Consider the following 17,377-nt stretch of genomic DNA (forward strand, 5'->3'; position numbering starts at 1 on the left):
CGCGCACCGGGAACGGTGACGGGGCTTGGCTACGCGCCAGTTGCGCAGGCGTAGCGTAACACGGAGATTCGCTGAGTCACACGAGCCCCAGCTCCGCCGGCTTGACGCCGGCAAACACGTGCTCGAGTTGCGCCGGCGTCAAGCCGAAGGTGCGGCGCAGCAAGCCGCCCAGCACGGCGCGGTATTCGTTCAGCACGGGCATGTCGCGGTTCTGGAACAGCGTCGCCTGCGAAATGGCCACTTGTTCGCCCGCCACCTGCCTGCCGTTGATGCCGCCGCCCAGCACCCAGAACACGCTGCCGTGGCCGTGGTCCGTGCCACGGTTGCCATTTTCGCGGAAGGTGCGGCCAAATTCGCTGACGACGACGACGACGGTCTTGCGCCAGGCGCCGCCCATTTCCTGCGCAAACGCGGCCAGGCCACGCCCCAGCTCGTCGAAGCGCCCCGCCAGGTAGCCATTCGCGCCGCCCTGCCCCACGTGCGTATCCCAGCCGCCCACGTCGACGAAGCCGAGGTTGTATTTGTCCTTCATCAAGCGGGCGATGCGCTGCGCTTCGAGCTCAAAACCCTTGGTGCTGATGGCGTTGCGGTTGGCCGCCTGCATCTCTCCCGTCAATTCCTTCGTCACGTCGTCGCGCACGACAAAGCCCGCGCTGACCGGTTGCTGCAGGGGCGTGCCCCGGTACATGGCGGCGATGATCTGGCTTTGACGCGCATCAATGCCGGACTTGCCCACGGAGCGCAGCGCCATGTTCGGCACTTGCACGCCGCCCTGGAAAATCAGCGGCAGCTGGTCCGTGAAAGCGATGGCATGGCTGGCCTTGTCGCCGTTCAGGCTTTGCGCCAGCCGGTTCAAAAAGCCCGAGCGGAAGTCGCGGCGCTGATTGATTTCTTGCCCCAGCTCTATCGTATCCTGCGTCTCGAAATGGCTGCGCGTTAAATCCGTCGTGCCGGCAAACGGGATGAAGGCCGCCTCGCCGCCTTGAAACAGCGGATAGACGGTCTCGCGCAGCGATGGATGCAGGGCCCAGTCCCCGTTCAGGGGCAGCGCGCCATTTTCCGCGCCAGGCTTCGCGATGGCGATATTCGGCCGCGCCGCATAGTAAAAATCGCTGCCGACCGGCACCAGCAAGTTGTTCGCGTCATAGCCGCCGCGCAGGAACACGAACAGCAGCTTCGCATCCGTGGCGGGCGCGGCCAGCAGGCTGCCCGCATGGGATAGCAGGGGCGCGGCGGCCAAGGCTTTCAACAGGTCACGACGGTTCATGGCGACTCCTTTCAGTAGTTAACGCCTGAACAAAACCGCAGCGAGCGGCAGTGCCTTGTGGCGAGGAAGCGCAGCTGTGCTTTGGCGCAGTGAGCATCGCAGGCCGCAAGTCGCGACGCGCAGCAGGTTTTGGCAGGCATTTTCAACGGTGCATCATCTCTGGCGAGGACAGGAGGAAAGTATTCCACTCCTGCGGCGAGGCGGCCTGTTCCAGGGCCTGGCGCGTGGCGGGGCTCAGGGTCGCTTGCAGCGACTGGTAATACAGGGCGCTGGCCAGTTGCGGAAACGCGACTTTTTCCTGCGGCTGCGGGCCATCCGTCTTGAACAGGCCGGCGCTGCCCGAACCGATGGTGCGGGCGATATCGAAGCGCGTCGTCATCTGGCCGGGGCTGGCCCAGGACGCATCGGCCAGCGGATAGCCGTCCGGCGTCTGGCGCCCGTACAGGGGCTGGCCCATGCGCGACAGCCAGTTCAGCATCGGTCCCGCATTCAGGATGGGCTTGTCGTCATAGCTGAGGCGCACGGCCGACACCACATAATGCATGGGGTCCTTGAATTTCTTCCCCAGCGACAGCCTGAATTCGGGACTGGCAAACAGGGTCTGCAGCACGTCGGCGATCATGCCGTCGCTGTGCTCGAACGTGGCCGCCATGCGCGCCACCAGCGCGTCAGGCGGATTGTCGCCGACGAAATACTGGGCCAGCTTGCCGCTGATAAAGCGCGCCGTGGCGGGGCTGCGGCTCAGGCGGTCCAGCGCTTCATCGAGCTCGGCCAGCCCCCTGCCCTTCACGGTTTGCCCCAGGAATTGCTTGTCGCCGTAATCGTGGCGGTTCGGATTGAACTCGAACAAGCCGCGGCGCACGTACTGCGATTGCAGCGCCGGCTTCACTTTCGGCGCCTCCGTGCCCAGGTTCACGCCCACCCCGGTCAGGATGCGCGCCAGTTCCTGGACGTCGGCCTGGCTGTAACCGCCATTCACGCCCAGGGTATGCAGCTCCATCAGCTCGCGCGCATAGTTTTCATTGATGCGCTTGACGGCATTGGCTTCATTGTCCAGATAGCGCAGCATGGCCGGATGGTGGACGGTGGCGCCCAGCAAGTCGCGGAATTTCCCCAGAGCATGCGGGGCGATGGCGTTCGCTTCGTAATCGCCGACCATGGCGCGCAAGTTGTGCTTGCCCTGGTGCACGCTGAAATGGTTGAGCCAGAACCAGCTCAGCTGCTGCTGCAACTGGTTAGTCGAATACACGTCGAGCAGCAGCGAGCGCGTGGCCGCCTCGCGCGCCAGGCGGTTCAGTTCCTGCTGATAATCCTTTTGCGCCTGCTGCTTCGCCGCGTCGTCCGGCACGGCGGCCGCATCCCTGCGCTTCTGCTCCATGGCCATGACCAGTTGGTCGAGCGGCACCTGGCTGATGCTCATGGCGTCGATCTGCGCCTGGATGGCGGGCGGCAGGCTGGCCTTGCCTGGATGCAATTGTCCCTGCAGGTAGCGCGGCCACCCCTCCTTTTGCAGCTGGCGCACGCTGCCCGCATTCACGCCCCAGCTGGCACGCTCGAGCATGGCGATGCCTTGCGCGGCATGCTCGGGCGGGGCGACAGGCGCGGTCGCGGCGCAGCCGGCCAGCAAGAGCAGGGAAATGACGGTCGTTGGCAGCAGTCGATGGTGGAACATGGCGATCCTTCAAGCGATGTCAAGCAGAATGCATGAGGGTACGCCCAGGTTGACCTGCGCATGATTGCCATTTGCAACGAGTTGTAATGAAGCATGTATTTATGCCAAGGCTGCGCACTGTTCCCGCAAGAAATCGCGCAACTGCAGCACCAGCGGCGTCGCCTGCGCCCGGTGCATGCAGACGAGGTGCAGGGGCGTGGCTTCGCCCGCCACTTCGGGCAACAGCACCTGCAGGCGGCCGGCGGCCAGGTCGGCGGACAGGTCCAGCCGCGATTTATAGGCAATGCCGAGGCCCGCCACGGCCCAGCGGCGCACCAGGTCGGCATCGTCGGCGCTGCGGTTGCCGCGCACCTGTACCGTCACCTGCTCGCGCTGCGGCAGGCGGTAAAACGTCCAGCGGTCGTGCAAGCCATCCTCGAGCGCAAAACACAGGCAATTGTGCTGCGACAAGTCTTCCAGCGCCAGCAGGGGGCCATGCGCGCGCAGGTAATCGGGCGAGGCGACCAGCACGCGGTCGTTGGCCGGCGCAATGGGCATGGCGATCCTCGTCGAATCGTCCTGCTGGCCATAGCGCAAGGCAATATCGACTTGCTGGCGCACCATGTCGGCCACCCGGTCGCTGACGCTGAGCTGGTACTGCAGCTTCGGATGGCGCGACTGGAACTCATCCAGCCAGCCCAGCATCAGGTTGCGGCCGAGATCGGATGGCATGGCAATTTTCAAGGTTCCGCCGAAACTGTCCTTGCCGGCCAGCAGTGCGTCATGGCCCGCGCGCAGCAGGCGCAAGGCTTCCCGCGCATGTTCGAGGTATTGCGCGCCTTCGACCGTCAGGCTCAGCGAACGCGTCGTGCGGGCCAGCAGGCGCAGGCCCAATTCCCCTTCCAGGCGCTTGACGGCGGCGCTGGCCAGCGCGGGCGAGATGCCGAGCTCGCGCGCGGCGGCCGACAGGCTGCCCCGGTCGGCCGTGCGCACAAACACCTGCAAGTCATCGAGTCGCAGCAATTTTCAGCATTCCTTTGAAAGTGTTTCGGTACGCGCCCTCTTTTTCTCGGGCGGGAAAGCCACCATCATACGTCATCCCCTGTTCACTCTTAGTCAAGGACACCCATGAAAGCCATCGCCTACCGTCACAGCCTGCCCATCGCGGATGCCGACGCCCTGCTCGACATCGAGCTGCCCACGCCCGTCGCCACGGGCCGCGACCTGCTCGTCGCCGTGCACGCCATTTCCGTCAATCCCGTCGACACCAAGGTGCGCAAGAATCGCCAGCCGAAAGAGGGCCAGGCCGAAGTGCTGGGCTGGGATGCGGCCGGCGTCGTCACGGCCGTGGGCCCGGACGTCACCCTGTTCCAGGTCGGCGACAAGGTCTGGTATGCGGGCGCCATCAACCGCCCCGGCAGCAACAGCCAGTTCCAGCTGGTCGACGAGCGCATCGTGGGCCACATGCCGGCCAGCCTCGATTTCGCCCCCGCCGCCGCCCTGCCGCTGACGGCGATCACGGCCTGGGAATTGCTGTTCGACCGCCTGCAGATCAGCCGCGACAAGAATCTCGGCGGCAAGTCGCTGCTGGTGATCGGCGCGGCCGGCGGCGTCGGTTCCGTGCTGGTGCAGCTGGCGCGGCAGCTGACGGGCGTGACCATCATCGGCACGGCGTCGCGCCCGGAAACGGCGGACTGGGTCAGGGAACTGGGCGCCCACCACGTGATCGACCACAGCCTGCCGCTGGCCGCCGAAATCACGCGCCTCGGCTTGCCGCCCGTCGACTATGTGATCAGCCTGAACCAGACCGACAAGCACTTCGAGCAGATCGTCGAGCTGATCGCGCCCCAAGGCAAGTTTGCCCTGATCGACGACCCCGAACACATCGACGTGCGCAAATTCAAGGGCAAGAGCGTGTCCCTGCACTGGGAGCTGATGTTTACCCGTTCCCTGTTCCAGACTGCGGACATGATCCAGCAACATGAATTGCTCGAGGAACTGGCGCAGCTGGTGGACGCGGGCGTCATCAAGACCACCCTGGCCGAGCGCTTCGGCACCATCAACGCGGCCAACCTGAAGCGCGCGCATGCCCTGCTCGAAAGCAACACGGCAAAAGGCAAGATTGTGCTGGAAAATTTCCAGTAATCAGGTAATCAGGATGGCCCGGAAATCGTTGACATTCGTCAAGGTCGGGCCCGTGACCACGGAATCTCCCAGCGCCTGGAAGAAGCCGTGGCCATCGTTGTTGTCCAGGCTGTCGCGGGGATGGATGCCCAGCGCCCAGGCGCGCCGCAGGGTATCGGGTTCGAGATAAGCGCCGGCGATGTCTTCCTGGCCGTCGACGCCATCGGTGTCGCCGGCCAGCGCGTGGATTCCCTCCTGCCCTTCCAGCGCGATGCCCAGCGCCAGCAAAAATTCCACGTTGCGCCCGCCGCGGCCGTTGCCGCGCACGGTCACCGTCGTTTCACCGCCCGACAGCAAGACGCAGGGGGCGGGAAACGGCTGGCCCCGCAGGGCCGTCTGGCGCGCGATGCCGGCCATCACCGTGCCCACGTCGCGCGCCTCGCCTTCCAGGCTGTCGCCCAGTATATACGGCGTGACACCGGCCGCGCGCGCCACGCTAGCTGCCGCTTCGAGCGCCAGCTGCGGCGTGGCGATCAAGGTCGTTCGCGTGCGCGCCAGGCGCGGATCAGCGGGTTTCACGGATTCGCCACGTCCGCTCTCCAGCGCTTTTTGTATATTATCCGGCAAGACCAGGCCATAGCGGCGCACGATGGCCAGCGCGTCCGCGCAGCTCGTGGCGTCGCCCACCGTGGGACCGGACGCGATGTCGCCGAGCTTGTCGCCGGGCACGTCCGAAATCGCCAAAGTGATGACTTGCGCCGGGTGGCAGGCGGCAGCGAGGCGCCCGCCCTTGATGGCCGACAAGTGGCGGCGCACGCAATTCATTTCGCCGATGGTGGCGCCGGATGCCAGCAGCGCGCGGTTCAGGGCTTGCTTGTCGGCCAAAGTGATGCCGTCCAGCGGCAGGGCCAGCAGGGACGAGCCGCCGCCCGAGATCAGGCACAGCACCGTGTCATCAGGCTGCAAGTTGGCCACCAGATCGAGCATGCGCCGCGCGGCCGCCATGCCGGTCGCATCCGGCACGGGATGCGACGCTTCCACGATGTCGATGCGCGCGCACGGCACGGCATAGCCGTAGCGCGTGACGACGAGGCCCGACAGCGGCCCCGGCCAGTGCTGCTCGACGGCCTGGGCCATGGCGGCAGACGCCTTGCCGGCGCCAATGACGATCAGGCGTCCCTTCGGGACGGGCGGCAGATGGGGCGGCACGCAGTGCGACGGCTGCGCCGCCTCGACGGCGGCATGGAACATGGCTTGCAGCAAGGCGCGCGGCGCTGGGGTCGTCGTCATTTTGTCTCCTCGGGATGCGAACCCGATCATAGCAGTGCCGGCGCCGTCCGCGCCAGCGGCTGCCAAATTGCCTGTCAGCTACAATGACGGCTTGACCACATCACAGGAATACCATGAACGACGCCATCGAATGGACCAGCCTGGCCCGCACCTTCGGCCTGTTTACCGTCACGGCCGTGGCGGAACTGCTGGGCTGCTACCTGCCCATGCTGTGGCTAAGCAACAAGGGCAGCGCCTGGCTGCTGTTGCCGGCCGCCATCAGCCTGCTGATCTTCGTGTGGCTGCTGACCCTGCATCCAGCCGCCAGCGGCAGAGTCTACGCCACGTATGGCGCCATCTATATCGCCACGGCCCTGGGCTGGCTGTGGCTGGTGGACGGCATCACGCCGGCCTGGACCGACATCGCCGGCGTGGGCCTGGCCCTGGCCGGCGCCGCCGTCATTGCCATGGGGCACAAGACGGCGTAAGGCCCATCAGGCGGCATGGCGGCGGAAGTTCGTTTCCGCCGACCAGGCCGCACCGGCGCGCGACAGCAGCACGGCTTCGCCATCGGCCAGCCAGTCGTCGGCGTCGGCGATCTTCCACATGGCGTGCAGCAGCTTGCGGCGTAGGTCCGGGTCGCTGATTTCTTCCAGCAGGCTGTCGATCACGCCATGGCCCAGCTGGATGGCGCCATGCACGGTCGAGGTCAGCATGTCGTCGCACAGGTCTTGCAGCAGCTGCTGGAAGGCGGCAGGCTCCAGGTCGATATGCTCGAGGATCTTGCTGCTGTGCAGGGCCTGCAATTCCGAACTGTCGAGGTTGCCATCGACGATCATCATCAGGGCCAGGATACGTCCCGCTGCCTGGGGACTGTTTACCGAATACGTACGCATGATTCCATTCTTTCATTGTGATTGATTAAAAAGCGCGCCACCGCCATGCGGGGCGCGCGGTACTGCGGTTTACTTTTTGTCGCCAGGCTTGATGAACACGCTGGCCACGCAGCTGGCCACGATCAGCACGGCCACCACCAGCAACGATGCTTCGACGGGCACGTGGTACCACGGCATGATCAGCATTTTCGAGCCGATGAACACCAGCACCATCGCCAGGCCATACTTGAGCATATGGAAGCGGTCAGCCACGTCCACCAGCAGGAAGTACAGGGCCCGCAAGCCCATGATGGCGAACAGGTTCGACGTGAACACGATGAACGGATCCGTCGTGATGGCAAAGATGGCCGGGATCGAATCGACGGCGAAGATCAGGTCCGTCACCTCGATCAGGATCAGCACGAGGAACAGCGGCGTGACATAGCGCAAACCGCCCTTGGCCACGAAGAACCGTTCGCCGTGGTCGCCATCGGCCACCCGCAAGTGGCGGCGGGCAAAGCGCAGCACCGGGTTGTTCGCCACGTCCGGCTCGGCATCGGCCGCCACCAGCATGCGCATGCCGGTAATCAACAGGAAGGCGCCAAACAGGTACAGCACCCAGCTGAACTCGCTCACCACCCATGCGCCGGCCAGTATCATCACGGCACGCATGACGATGGCGCCCAGCACGCCGTAGATCAGGACCCGGCGCTGGTACTGGAGCGGCACCTGGAAGGCGCTGAAGATCAGCAGGAAGACGAAGACGTTATCGACCGACAGCGCTTTCTCGATCAGGTAGCCGGAAAAGAATTCCAGCGCCTTCTGGTTCGCCACCTCGGCGCCGGCCGTGCCGTTCAGATACCACCACAGGCCGCCGTTGAACAGCATGGCCAGGCTGACCCATACCAGCGACCACGTGGCCGCTTCCTTGACGCCGACCTTGTGCGCCTTGTTGCCGCCGAAGACGAACAGGTCCAGCGCCAGCATCAGCAGCACGAAGACGATGAAACCGGCCCACATGGGGGCCGTGGCAATGCTCTCCAGGCCGTTCATCGTTGGCCTCCGCTACAGTCTCTGCCTGTATTCCAGCACATGGTGTTCTCCTTGCATGAATGAAGCAGTCATCATATGCCGAATCAAAACATCGAACAAATCGAATATAATTTACGAATACATCGAAAAATTCGATGCATCAATACAAGGATCCGCGATGTCCGCACTCAACTTCAAGCATTTGCGTTACTTCTGGATGGTGGCCAAGACGGGCAGCATCGCCCGCGCGGCCGAGCAGCTGCACCTGACGCCGCAGTCGATTTCCGGCCAGCTCGGCGACTTCGCCGACAGCCTGGGCGTGGAACTGTTCCGCCGCAGCGGGCGCAAGCTGGAATTGACGGACACGGGCAGGCGCATCCTCAGCCATGCGGAAGAAATCTTCAGCGCCGGCGATGAATTGCTCGAGATCGTGCGCGACCAGTCGCGCACGGCGACGACCACGTTCCGCGTCGGCTGCGCCGATTCCGTGTCGAAGCTGATCGCCTGCCGCCTCGTCGAACCGGCGCTGGGCCTGGCGGAGCCGCTGCGCATGATTTGCCGCGAGGGCCGGCTGGCCAGCCTGCTGGCGGACCTGGCCGTGCACCGGCTGGACCTGATCATCGCCGACCGCCCCATGCCGTCCCACCTGAGCGTGCGCGGCTTCAATCACCTGCTTGGCGAAAGCGGCATGACCGTGTTCGGCACGCCGGCCCTGGCCGCCACCCTGGAAGGCGGCTTTCCCCAGTGCCTGAACCGCGCCCCGCTGCTGCTGCCGGGCGAGGACTTCGCCATCTACGGCCGCCTGCTGCAGTGGCTCGGCGAAAACAATCTGCACCCGCGCATCGTCGGCGAGTTCGACGACAGCGCCATGATGCAAGCCTTCGGCCAGTCCGGCGCCGGCCTGTTCTTCGCCCCCACCGTGATCGCGCCCCAGGTGTGCGAACAGCATGGCGTGGTGGCGCTGGGCCGGGTCGACAGCCTCGTCGAGCAAGTGTATGCGATCACCACGGAGCGGCGCCTGAGCCATCCGGCCACCATCGCCATCAGCCAGAGCGCGCGGCACGAACTGTTCGTGTGAGTCCTACTCGTCGCTGAGCACCACCTTGCCCGCCTGCCCGCCCCGCTCCAGCAGCGCATGGGCCTGGCGCAAGGTGGCCGCATCGATGGGCGAGAAGCGCCGCCTCACGGTGTGGCGCAGCACGCCCTCGTCGATCAGCCCCGCCACGCGGTGCAGGATGCGCTGCTGCTCCAGCAGGTCGGCCGTGCCGTACAGGGGCCGCGTGAACACCATTTCCCAGTGCAGCGACACGCTCTTGCCCTTCAGCGGCGCCGCATCGAACATAGCGTGGTCGTCGATGACGGCCAGCTTGCCGTGCGGCGCGATGAGTTCCACCAGCGCCGCGCAGTGCCGTGCCGTGTGCGACAGGGCGGCAACGTGCGCGACCGGCGCCACGTTCAATGCCGCCACCTGCGCCGGCAAGGGCAGCGTGTGGTCGATCACGTGGTGCGCCCCCATGGCGCGGCACCACTCCATGCTGTCGCCGCGCGACGCCGTGGCGATCACCGTCAGGCCCGTCAACTGGCGCGCCAGTTGGATCAGCATGGAACCGACGCCGCCCGCACCACCGAGCACGAGCAGGCTGCCGCGCGGCTGCCTGTCGCCAGGCGCGATGGCAAAGCGCTCGAACAGCAGCTGCCACGCCGTCAGCGCCGCCAGCGGCACGCCGGCCGCCTGGGCAAAATCCAGGGTCGCCGGCATGCGCCCCGCGATGCGCTCGTCGACCAGGTGATAGTCGGCGTTCGCGCCCGCGCGGTCGAACGAGCCCGCGTAATACACGGCCTGCCCGGGCGCGAACAGGGTCACGGCGCTGCCCACCGCATGCACGACGCCGGCCGCATCCCAGCCCAGGGTGACGACGCCGTCCGGCACCGGCACCAGCCCGGCGCGCACCTTGACATCGAGCGGGTTGACGCCGACGGCGCGCACGCGCACCAGCACGTCGCGCGGGCCGGGCACGGGCATTGCCCCCATCGTGTCGAACAGGCCATGCTCGTCGTCCACGCCGCTGCCCTTGCTGAAACCGATCATCTTCATTGCATGCTCCTGCAAATTAAAACCGCATGGTAGGCAATCGCGTCACAAAGAAAAATATGCTTCAATACGTTTCACTACTGACCAAACTGTCATGAATCATGAAGATTGAACCCAACGACAAACTGTCCGGCGTGGCCCTGTTCGTGCAACTGGCGCAGGCGGGCAGCTTTGTCGCCGCCGCGCGCCAGGCCGGCGTCTCGCCATCGGCCGTCAGCAAGAGCCTGGCCCGCCTCGAACACCGGCTGGGCGCGCGCCTGTTCCAGCGCAGCACGCGCCAGCTGAGCCTGACGGCCGAAGGCAAGCTGTTCCTCGCGCGCAGCGAGCGCATCCTGGCGGAAATGCAGGCCGCCCAGGAGGAACTAACGGGCAATCTGGCACCACAGGGAAGGCTGCGGCTGGGCTTGCCGGAACTGGGCGGCCTGTTCCTGCCCGCGCTGGCCGATTTCGCCGCGCGCTATCCGGCCATCGCGCTCGAGCTGGACTTTTCCGACGCGCTGGCCGATGTCGTCGGCGACGGCTTCGACGCCGTCATCCGCATCGGCGCGCCGCGCGATTCGCGCCTGGCCGCGCGCAAGCTGGGCCAGTTCCGCTCCTGCCTCGTGGCCTCCCCCGCCTACCTGGCGCGCCACGGCACGCCGCAGCACCCCCTTGAGCTGCAACAGCATGCTTGTCTGCACTACCGCTTCCGCCACAGCGGCAAGGTCGAACCATGGCAGCTGCGTCAGGACGATGGCGAGGCAGCGCCGGACTTGCCGCAGTCCATGATCTGCAACAACGTCGAAGCGCGCCTGCACTTCGCCCGGCAAGGCCTGGGCATCGCCTGGCTGCCCGACTTTTATGTGCGCAGCGCCATCGATGACGGCAGCCTGGCCGAGGTGCTGGCCGGGTACGCCATCGTCGGCCATCCGGCCCACAGTTGCTGGCTGCTGTGGCCATCCGGGCCGCACCTGGCGCCGAAGGTACGGGCGCTCGTCGATTTCCTGGCCGCAGCGGCCATTCTGTCGCCTGCTGCCCACACATAAGGCACGCGAAATACATTTGAACAAATACATCTATATAATGGGAGGTCTCCCCGACGCCCTGCGCGCCCCTTCCTGGACTTGCCGCAATGAAGCACTTGCACGACATCCCCTCTGCCTTCAAGCATGAATTTGCCAACCCGCGCCTGTGGTGGTCGCGCGCCGTCGTCGTCGGCATGGCCGCCATCGCGGGCCTCGTCGTCGTCGGCTTTACGTGGCTGGCGGAGGAAGCGCTCGAGCTGTTCCTGTTCTTGAATGGCAAGGCCTGGTGGTTCGCCCTGCTGTGGACGCCGGCCTGCGCCGCCCTGCTCGTCTGGCTGACGCGCCGCTACGCGATGGGCGCGGCCGGCTCCGGCATTCCGCAAGTGATGGCCACGCTGGACCCGGCCGTGGCAGCGGAGCAGCATTCGCTGTTTGTGTCCCTGAAACTCAGCGCCGCGAAGATAGGCCTGACGGCGGGCGGCTTGCTGGGCGGACTGTCGCTGGGGCGCGAAGGGCCTTCCGTGCAGATCGCCGCCGGCGTGATGCTGGCCGCGCGCCGCTGGCTGCCGCGCCATTCCCAGGTGAGCGCCCATTCGCTGCTGGTGGCCGGCGGCGCGGCCGGCATCGCGGCCGCCTTCAATACGCCGCTGGCCGGCGTCATGTTCGCCATCGAGGAACTGTCGCGCTCGCCGGAGCAGCGCAACAGCGGCCTGATCGTGGCAGGCATCGTACTGGCCGGCATGATGGCCGTTTCCATCCACGGCAACGCCACCCATTTCGGCATCATTCATCCTGGCCCCATCGGCCTGGCGCTGGCCCTGCCCGGCTTGCTGGTGACCCTGGTGGCGGGCGTGGCCGGCGGCCTGTTCGCGCGGCTGCTGCTGGCGTCCGCCCGCGGCAACCCGCTGGGCAGGCTGTCCGCCTGGCGCACTAGCCGGCCCGTGCTGTTCGCCGCCGTCTGCGGCCTGGCTGTGGCGGCCATCGGCATCGCCAGCCACGGCGCCACGTTCGGCAGCGGCACCGTGGCCACGCGCGCCATGCTCGACGGCGCCAGCGAGGCCACGCCCGCCTTTGTTGCCTTCAAGTACGTGGCCACGTGGCTGACCGTCTGGTCGGGCGTGCCGGCCGGCATCTTCGCCCCCTCGCTGGCCATCGGCGCCGGTATCGGGCATGACATTGCGCAACTGCTGCACTACCCGCACGCGCCGGCCCTGATCGCGCTGGGCATGGTGGGTTTCCTGGCCGCCGCCACGCAGGCGCCGCTGACGGCCTTCATCATTGTCATGGAAATGGTCGATGGCCACGGCATGGTGCTGAGCCTGATGGCTTGCGCCGTCGTGGCCAGCACGGTGTCGCGCGTGCTCAGCGAGCCGCTGTACGGCGCGCTGGCGCAGCTGCAGCTGCAACGGCTGCCGCAGACCAGCCGGGACGCTACATCGTAAACGGAAACGGCTGCAATCCCGCCTTGCGGTCGTCGGGAGCGACCACGGCCAGCAAGGCGTTCAAGCCCTGGTTCAGGTGCGCCAGGCTGTCGGCGTCGAGCTGGCCCAGCGCGCTGGGCAGCAAGCCCCGCGCCGGCTGCGGCGCGCCGGCGATGACGGCCTGACCCTCGGCCGTCAGGGTCAGGGTCACGACGCGCTGGTCGGGCTGGTCGCGCGCCTTGCGCACATAGCTTTTCTTCACCAGCGCGTCGACGAGGTTACTGGCCGTCGTCTGGTGGATGGACATCTTGACGGCCAGTTCGCCCATGCGCAGGCCTGGCCGCTCCAGCAGTTCCTGCATCACCCATAATTGCGCGCCCGACACGCCGCACTGCTTCTCGATCTGCGCCGAGTGCCGCTGCGCCGCGCGCATAACGACGCGCATGTTTTGCAAGGCCAGGCTTTGCGCCTTGGCCAGCGCCGATACTTCCGCTTCCACCACCATTGCCTCCAGTTATCAGATCCGGCATCGCGCCTGCTGGCGGACCGGAATCCCTACATGATACCTGCATCGGCTAGCGCGCTCCCACTTCCGCCTGGCCGGCAGGCAGTAACTGCCCAGCCTGCCAAGCCTGCTCCTGCACCAGCCTGCCATTCCTGTCCCAGTGGCGCTCGATGCCGTGCTTCTGGCCGTGCGCGTACGGCACGAGCTGCTGCAGGCTGCCGTCGTCGTACCATGTCTGCAGCAAGCCGTGGCGCTGGCCGTCGCGCATGGGGGTCACGCTGGCGCGCACGCCGTTGTCATGCCACTGCGTCACGTCGCCCTGCTCGCGCCCCTGCGCATCCTGCCGCCAGGCGACCGATGGCTTGCCGTTGCTGCCCCACTTTTGCATGCTCAAGAGCCTGCCCTTGCGGTACAGGGCCTTTTGCGCCAGCTGGCCATTGTCATGGCTGTCAAACGACCAGCCATCGGGTTCGCCGTCCACCCAGACCTTGCGCGCGCGCAAGCTGCCGTCCTGCGCATAGGTGAGGAACTCGCCATCCTGCTTGTCATGGATAAAATGACTGCGCTGGAACAGCGTGCCATCGGCGTAAAACACGTCTTGCCGCCCATGCATCCTGCCGCCCTTCAGGAAGGCGCGGCTGCTCACCTTGCCATTCGGCCCGTACGACACATATTCGCCATCGGCCATCTGCCTGCCGTGGTAGCGAATGCGGTGCATCAGCTGGCCATTTTCATGGTACGTCACGGCGATGCTGTCGCGCCCGTTCGGCAGCCGGGTCACCTTCTGCCTGACCTGCCCATTTTCATACAATGACGTGCCGCCGGCCAGCGCATCCGGAACCTGCGCCTGCGCCGCCAGCGGCACGGCCGTCATCAGCGCCGCCATCAGCGCCAGGCGCATGGTCCGCATAGTCTGTCCATACCGCATGCTGATCCCTGTCATGAAATTGAGCGCTATTTGACGGCCACCGGCTGTCCATCCTGCCACGCCTGCTCCAGCACCAGCTTGCCGGCCTTGTCCCAGTGGCGCTCGATGCCGTGCTTCTTGCCGTGTTCATAGGGCACGATCTGCTGCAGGCTGCCATCGGTATGCCAGATTTGCAGCAGGCCGTGGCGCTGGCCTGCGACAAACGGGGTCACGCTGGCGCGCACGCCGTTTGCATGCCAATCGGTCGTATCGCCGTGGTCGCGCCCCTGCGCGTCTTTCTGCCACGCAAAATTGGGCCGGCCATTCGGGGCCCATGTTTGCAAGCTGAGCACGGCGCCCTTCCGGTACAGCGTTTTGTTCGACACGACGCCATTGTCATGGCTTTCAAACGACCAGCCGTCGGGCTGGTCGTGCACCCAGACGGTCATCGCCAGCACGCTGCCGTCCTGGGCATACCGGACAAACTCGCCCTCGCGCTTGCCATCGACGAAGCGTCCGCGCCGGTGCAGCTTGCCGTCCGCATAAAACAATTCCTGCACGCCATGCATCTTGCCATTGCGTTGATACGAGCGGCTGCTGACGGCCCCATTCGCGCCATACGACACATGCTCGCCATCGGCCATCTCGTCGCCGTGATACAGCGTGCGGTTCATCAGCTGGCCATTCTCGTGATACGTTTCCGAGATGCTGTCGCGCCCGTTCGGCAGCGCGGTCACCTTCTGCTGCACCTGGCCATTCTCGAAGTACACGCAGCCGCCGAGCAGCTCCTCTCCCTGGGCATTGAAGTAGGTCTCGCGCAGCAGCTGGCCACTCTCGTAGTAATACTTGCGAAAACGCACGAACTTGATCTGGCTCAGGTCCAGGTCGGTGGCATAGGTTTCAAAGGCCGGCACGCCCGGCGTGTCGGGAAATTCGAGCCGCACATGCCAGGCGCCCAGCGCCTCGTCGCGCACGGGCGGCGTGCGCAGCGCGTACGCGGCGCGGCGCTGATTGCTCGGTACGAAATTTTCATCCAGATACATGGTCTGTTCTTCCTCTTGCGCCTGATCGGACGCCGTCGCCGGCAATGCTGTCTGCGCCTGCCCCATCAACGGCAAGGCCGTGCTCATGCCCATCGCGGCGGCCAGCAGCCAGCGCATCGTCTGTCGGTTCTTCATGTTGCTCCATTGCTCATATTGCCTTGCGGCTGCCATCATAAAGGCAAGCGCCGTTCGCCACGGGCACGATTGCCGCTCCCGACAAAAAAAAGCCGGAACCGGACCTGCTGGTCCGGTTCCGGCCTCGTGGCTGGCTGGCGCGGCAGGCGCGCCGCACGTCAAGCCACGCCGTCCTTGACGGGCGACAACTGGCTCGCATGCAGGCGCGCATACGCGCCGCCCTGCTGCAGCAAGGCCGCATGACTGCCCGATTCCACCAGCCGCCCGCCCTGCATGACGACGATGCGGTCGGCGCTTTCGATGGTCGACAATCGGTGGGCGATGACGATGGTGGTGCGGTTGCGCATCAGCACTTCCAGCGCCGCCTGCACCGAACGTTCCGACTCCGTGTCCAGCGCGCTGGTGGCCTCGTCGAGCAGCAGGATGGGCGCATCCTTGTACAGCGCGCGCGCGATCGCCAGGCGCTGGCGCTGGCCGCCCGACAGGCGCGAACCGTTCTGGCCCGCCTGCGTGGCGTAGCCTTGCGGCAGCTGCATGATGAAGTCGTGCGCATAGGCGGCGCGCGCCGACGCTTCGATCCTGTCCTGGTCCGGCGCCGAGTCGCCATAGGCGATATTCGCCGCCATCGTGTCATTGAACAGGATCACGTCCTGGCTGACGAGGGCGAACTGGCGCCGCAGGGCCAGCAAGGCGTAGTCGCGCAAGTCGACGCCGTCGAGCAGGATCTGGCCGCCGCTGACGTCATAGAAGCGCGGCAGCAGGCCCAGCAAGGTAGTCTTGCCGCCGCCCGAGCCGCCCACCAGGGCCACCGTTTCGCCGGCGCGGATGTCGAGCGAGATATTGCTCAGGGCCGTGGGCGCATCGGGATCGTCGCTGTTGTAGCGGAAATCCACGTTCCGCAGCGACAGGTTGCCCTGCACCGTGGCCGGCGCGATGGCGCCCGGGTCCGGTTCCAGCGGCGTGTCGATCAGGCTGAACACGGATTCGGCCGCCGCCAGGCCACGCTGCAGCGGCTCATTGATCTTGGTCAAGTTCTTGATCGGCGACTGCATCGCCATCAGCGCGCCCATGAAGGCGACGAAGGCGCCCGGCGTGATGGCGCCGCTTTGCGCGCGCAGCATGGCGAAATAAATCACGGAGGACAGGGTAATGCCGACCAGCATCATGATGAAGCCGGAATTCATGGCCGAGGTGGCCGCGTGCTTGACGGCCAGCTGGCGGTTGCGCTTGACCACGTCGACGAAGCGCGCCTGCTCATAATCCTGCCCGCCGAATATTTTCACGACGCGCTGGCCGCCGATGCTTTCGTCGAGCACGGAAGTCAGCTCGCCCACGGCTTGCTGCGAACTCTTGCTCAGGTGGCGCATGCGCCGTCCCGCCAGGGTCACCACCAGGGCCACGATGGGCATCGACGCCATGCAGAACAGGGCCAGCTTGACGTCTATGCTGAACAGCAAGATCAGGTAGCCGATGGTGGCGACGGAATCGCGCACCATCACGTTGAGCACATTCAAGCCCGCCTGCGACACCTGGCTGGCGTCGAAGGCCACGCGCGACTGCGTCAGGCTGGTGGTGGTGGTGTCGAAAAAGCGGCTGGGCAGGCGCATGATGGTGGCGAACATCTTTTCGCGCAGGTCGGCCTGCACCCGGCTCGATAGCCATACGGAACCGTAATCGCCGGCAAAGCTCGACACCATGCGCAGCACGGCCAGGCCCAGGATGGTGGCGGGTATCACCCAGATATCCACCTGCCCCGCCTGTGCCGGCAGGAAGCGGTCGACCCAGCCCTGCAACATGCCCATCACGCCGGACACGGGCGCCACCTGTGCGCTGGCCGTGTCGCGCATGGCGTCGACGACGTTTTGCAATTGCCGGATCAATAACACATCGGTGGCGGACGCCACGCCCACGGCCAGCAGGGTGCCGGCTACGATGGCGCCATAGCGGCGGAACTGGCTGGCCAGGCGGAAAAACAGGAGGCGACTTTGCTGCATGCGGGGGAAAGATGAAGGTAAAACGTGATTCTAACCGCTGTGTAGCTTGCCTATGAGA

At 65.9% G+C, this 17,377-nt stretch carries 16 protein-coding genes; 5 read left to right on the top strand and 11 right to left on the bottom strand.

Features of this window, described 5'->3' with window-relative positions:
- Positions 1–76: 76 nt before the first annotated feature.
- The 3 genes from AC1RDJ_RS21485 to AC1RDJ_RS21495 form a co-directional block, all read right to left on the bottom strand.
- Entirely contained in the window at positions 77–1,267 is a 1,191-nt protein-coding gene (locus tag AC1RDJ_RS21485; RefSeq protein ID WP_071324633.1) for a DUF1501 domain-containing protein, read from the bottom strand.
- A 142-nt stretch (positions 1,268–1,409) separates the two neighbouring features.
- A complete protein-coding gene (locus AC1RDJ_RS21490) occupies positions 1,410–2,939 on the bottom strand; it encodes a DUF1800 domain-containing protein (protein ID WP_493028620.1) in 1,530 nt (509 codons plus the stop codon).
- 99 nt (positions 2,940–3,038) lie between these two features.
- A complete protein-coding gene (locus AC1RDJ_RS21495) occupies positions 3,039–3,941 on the bottom strand; it encodes a LysR family transcriptional regulator (protein WP_493028621.1) in 903 nt (300 codons plus the stop codon).
- A gap of 105 nt (positions 3,942–4,046) precedes the next feature.
- Between AC1RDJ_RS21495 and AC1RDJ_RS21500 the strand changes: the two genes are divergently transcribed.
- Entirely contained in the window at positions 4,047–5,063 is a 1,017-nt protein-coding gene (locus AC1RDJ_RS21500; RefSeq protein ID WP_493028622.1) for a zinc-binding alcohol dehydrogenase family protein, read from the top strand.
- On the opposite strand, the gene AC1RDJ_RS21505 is transcribed toward AC1RDJ_RS21500, so the two are convergent.
- Complete coding sequence (locus AC1RDJ_RS21505) at positions 5,064–6,332, bottom strand: glycerate kinase type-2 family protein (RefSeq protein WP_493028623.1); 1,269 nt, start codon at positions 6,330–6,332, stop codon at positions 5,064–5,066. It lies immediately after the preceding gene.
- Between the two features lie 113 nt (positions 6,333–6,445).
- On the opposite strand from AC1RDJ_RS21505, the gene AC1RDJ_RS21510 reads away from it, so the two are divergent.
- Positions 6,446–6,799 (top strand): YnfA family protein, encoded by a 354-nt coding sequence (locus AC1RDJ_RS21510; RefSeq protein ID WP_071324638.1) that lies wholly within the window; start codon positions 6,446–6,448, stop codon positions 6,797–6,799.
- A gap of 6 nt (positions 6,800–6,805) precedes the next feature.
- Here the strand turns inward: AC1RDJ_RS21510 and AC1RDJ_RS21515 are convergent, their stop codons facing one another.
- Both AC1RDJ_RS21515 and AC1RDJ_RS21520 read right to left on the bottom strand, forming a co-directional pair.
- Entirely contained in the window at positions 6,806–7,207 is a 402-nt protein-coding gene (locus AC1RDJ_RS21515) for a tellurite resistance TerB family protein (RefSeq protein ID WP_071324639.1), read from the bottom strand.
- A gap of 69 nt (positions 7,208–7,276) precedes the next feature.
- Complete coding sequence (locus tag AC1RDJ_RS21520; RefSeq protein WP_071324640.1) at positions 7,277–8,239, bottom strand: TerC family protein; 963 nt, start codon at positions 8,237–8,239, stop codon at positions 7,277–7,279.
- A 157-nt stretch (positions 8,240–8,396) separates the two neighbouring features.
- Here AC1RDJ_RS21520 and nhaR point away from each other — a divergent pair, with 157 nt between their 5' ends.
- On the top strand, positions 8,397–9,296 hold the full coding sequence (gene nhaR, locus AC1RDJ_RS21525) for a transcriptional activator NhaR (protein ID WP_071324641.1): 900 nt from the start codon (positions 8,397–8,399) through the stop codon (positions 9,294–9,296).
- 3 nt (positions 9,297–9,299) lie between these two features.
- Here nhaR and AC1RDJ_RS21530 read toward each other — a convergent pair whose 3' ends face one another.
- Positions 9,300–10,313 (bottom strand): zinc-binding alcohol dehydrogenase family protein, encoded by a 1,014-nt coding sequence (locus AC1RDJ_RS21530; protein ID WP_493028624.1) that lies wholly within the window; start codon positions 10,311–10,313, stop codon positions 9,300–9,302.
- Positions 10,314–10,411: 98 nt separating this feature from the next.
- On the opposite strand from AC1RDJ_RS21530, the gene AC1RDJ_RS21535 reads away from it, so the two are divergent.
- Both AC1RDJ_RS21535 and AC1RDJ_RS21540 read left to right on the top strand, forming a co-directional pair.
- Positions 10,412–11,335: a LysR family transcriptional regulator gene (locus tag AC1RDJ_RS21535; protein ID WP_493028625.1), complete on the top strand. Its 924-nt coding sequence runs from the start codon at positions 10,412–10,414 to the stop codon at positions 11,333–11,335.
- 86 nt (positions 11,336–11,421) lie between these two features.
- Complete coding sequence (locus AC1RDJ_RS21540) at positions 11,422–12,756, top strand: chloride channel protein (protein ID WP_493028626.1); 1,335 nt, start codon at positions 11,422–11,424, stop codon at positions 12,754–12,756.
- On the opposite strand, the gene AC1RDJ_RS21545 is transcribed toward AC1RDJ_RS21540, so the two are convergent.
- The 4 genes from AC1RDJ_RS21545 to msbA all read right to left on the bottom strand — a co-directional run bounded on the left by AC1RDJ_RS21545 (position 12,746) and on the right by msbA (position 17,319).
- A complete protein-coding gene (locus tag AC1RDJ_RS21545; RefSeq protein ID WP_071324645.1) occupies positions 12,746–13,240 on the bottom strand; it encodes a MarR family winged helix-turn-helix transcriptional regulator in 495 nt (164 codons plus the stop codon). The two genes, AC1RDJ_RS21540 and AC1RDJ_RS21545, sit on opposite strands and share 11 nt — an antisense overlap.
- Positions 13,241–13,310: 70 nt before the next feature.
- Positions 13,311–14,150: a toxin-antitoxin system YwqK family antitoxin gene (locus AC1RDJ_RS21550; protein WP_493028627.1), complete on the bottom strand. Its 840-nt coding sequence runs from the start codon at positions 14,148–14,150 to the stop codon at positions 13,311–13,313.
- Between the two features lie 44 nt (positions 14,151–14,194).
- Positions 14,195–15,325 (bottom strand): toxin-antitoxin system YwqK family antitoxin, encoded by a 1,131-nt coding sequence (locus AC1RDJ_RS21555; protein ID WP_493028628.1) that lies wholly within the window; start codon positions 15,323–15,325, stop codon positions 14,195–14,197.
- 158 nt (positions 15,326–15,483) lie between these two features.
- The gene (gene msbA, locus AC1RDJ_RS21560; protein ID WP_493028629.1) at positions 15,484–17,319 is read right to left on the bottom strand and encodes a lipid A export permease/ATP-binding protein MsbA; all 1,836 of its coding nucleotides are present in this window, start codon (positions 17,317–17,319) and stop codon (positions 15,484–15,486) included.
- Positions 17,320–17,377: the final 58 nt, after the last annotated feature.

The sequence above is a fragment of the Janthinobacterium sp. GW822-FHT07H10 genome (assembly GCF_058798675.1).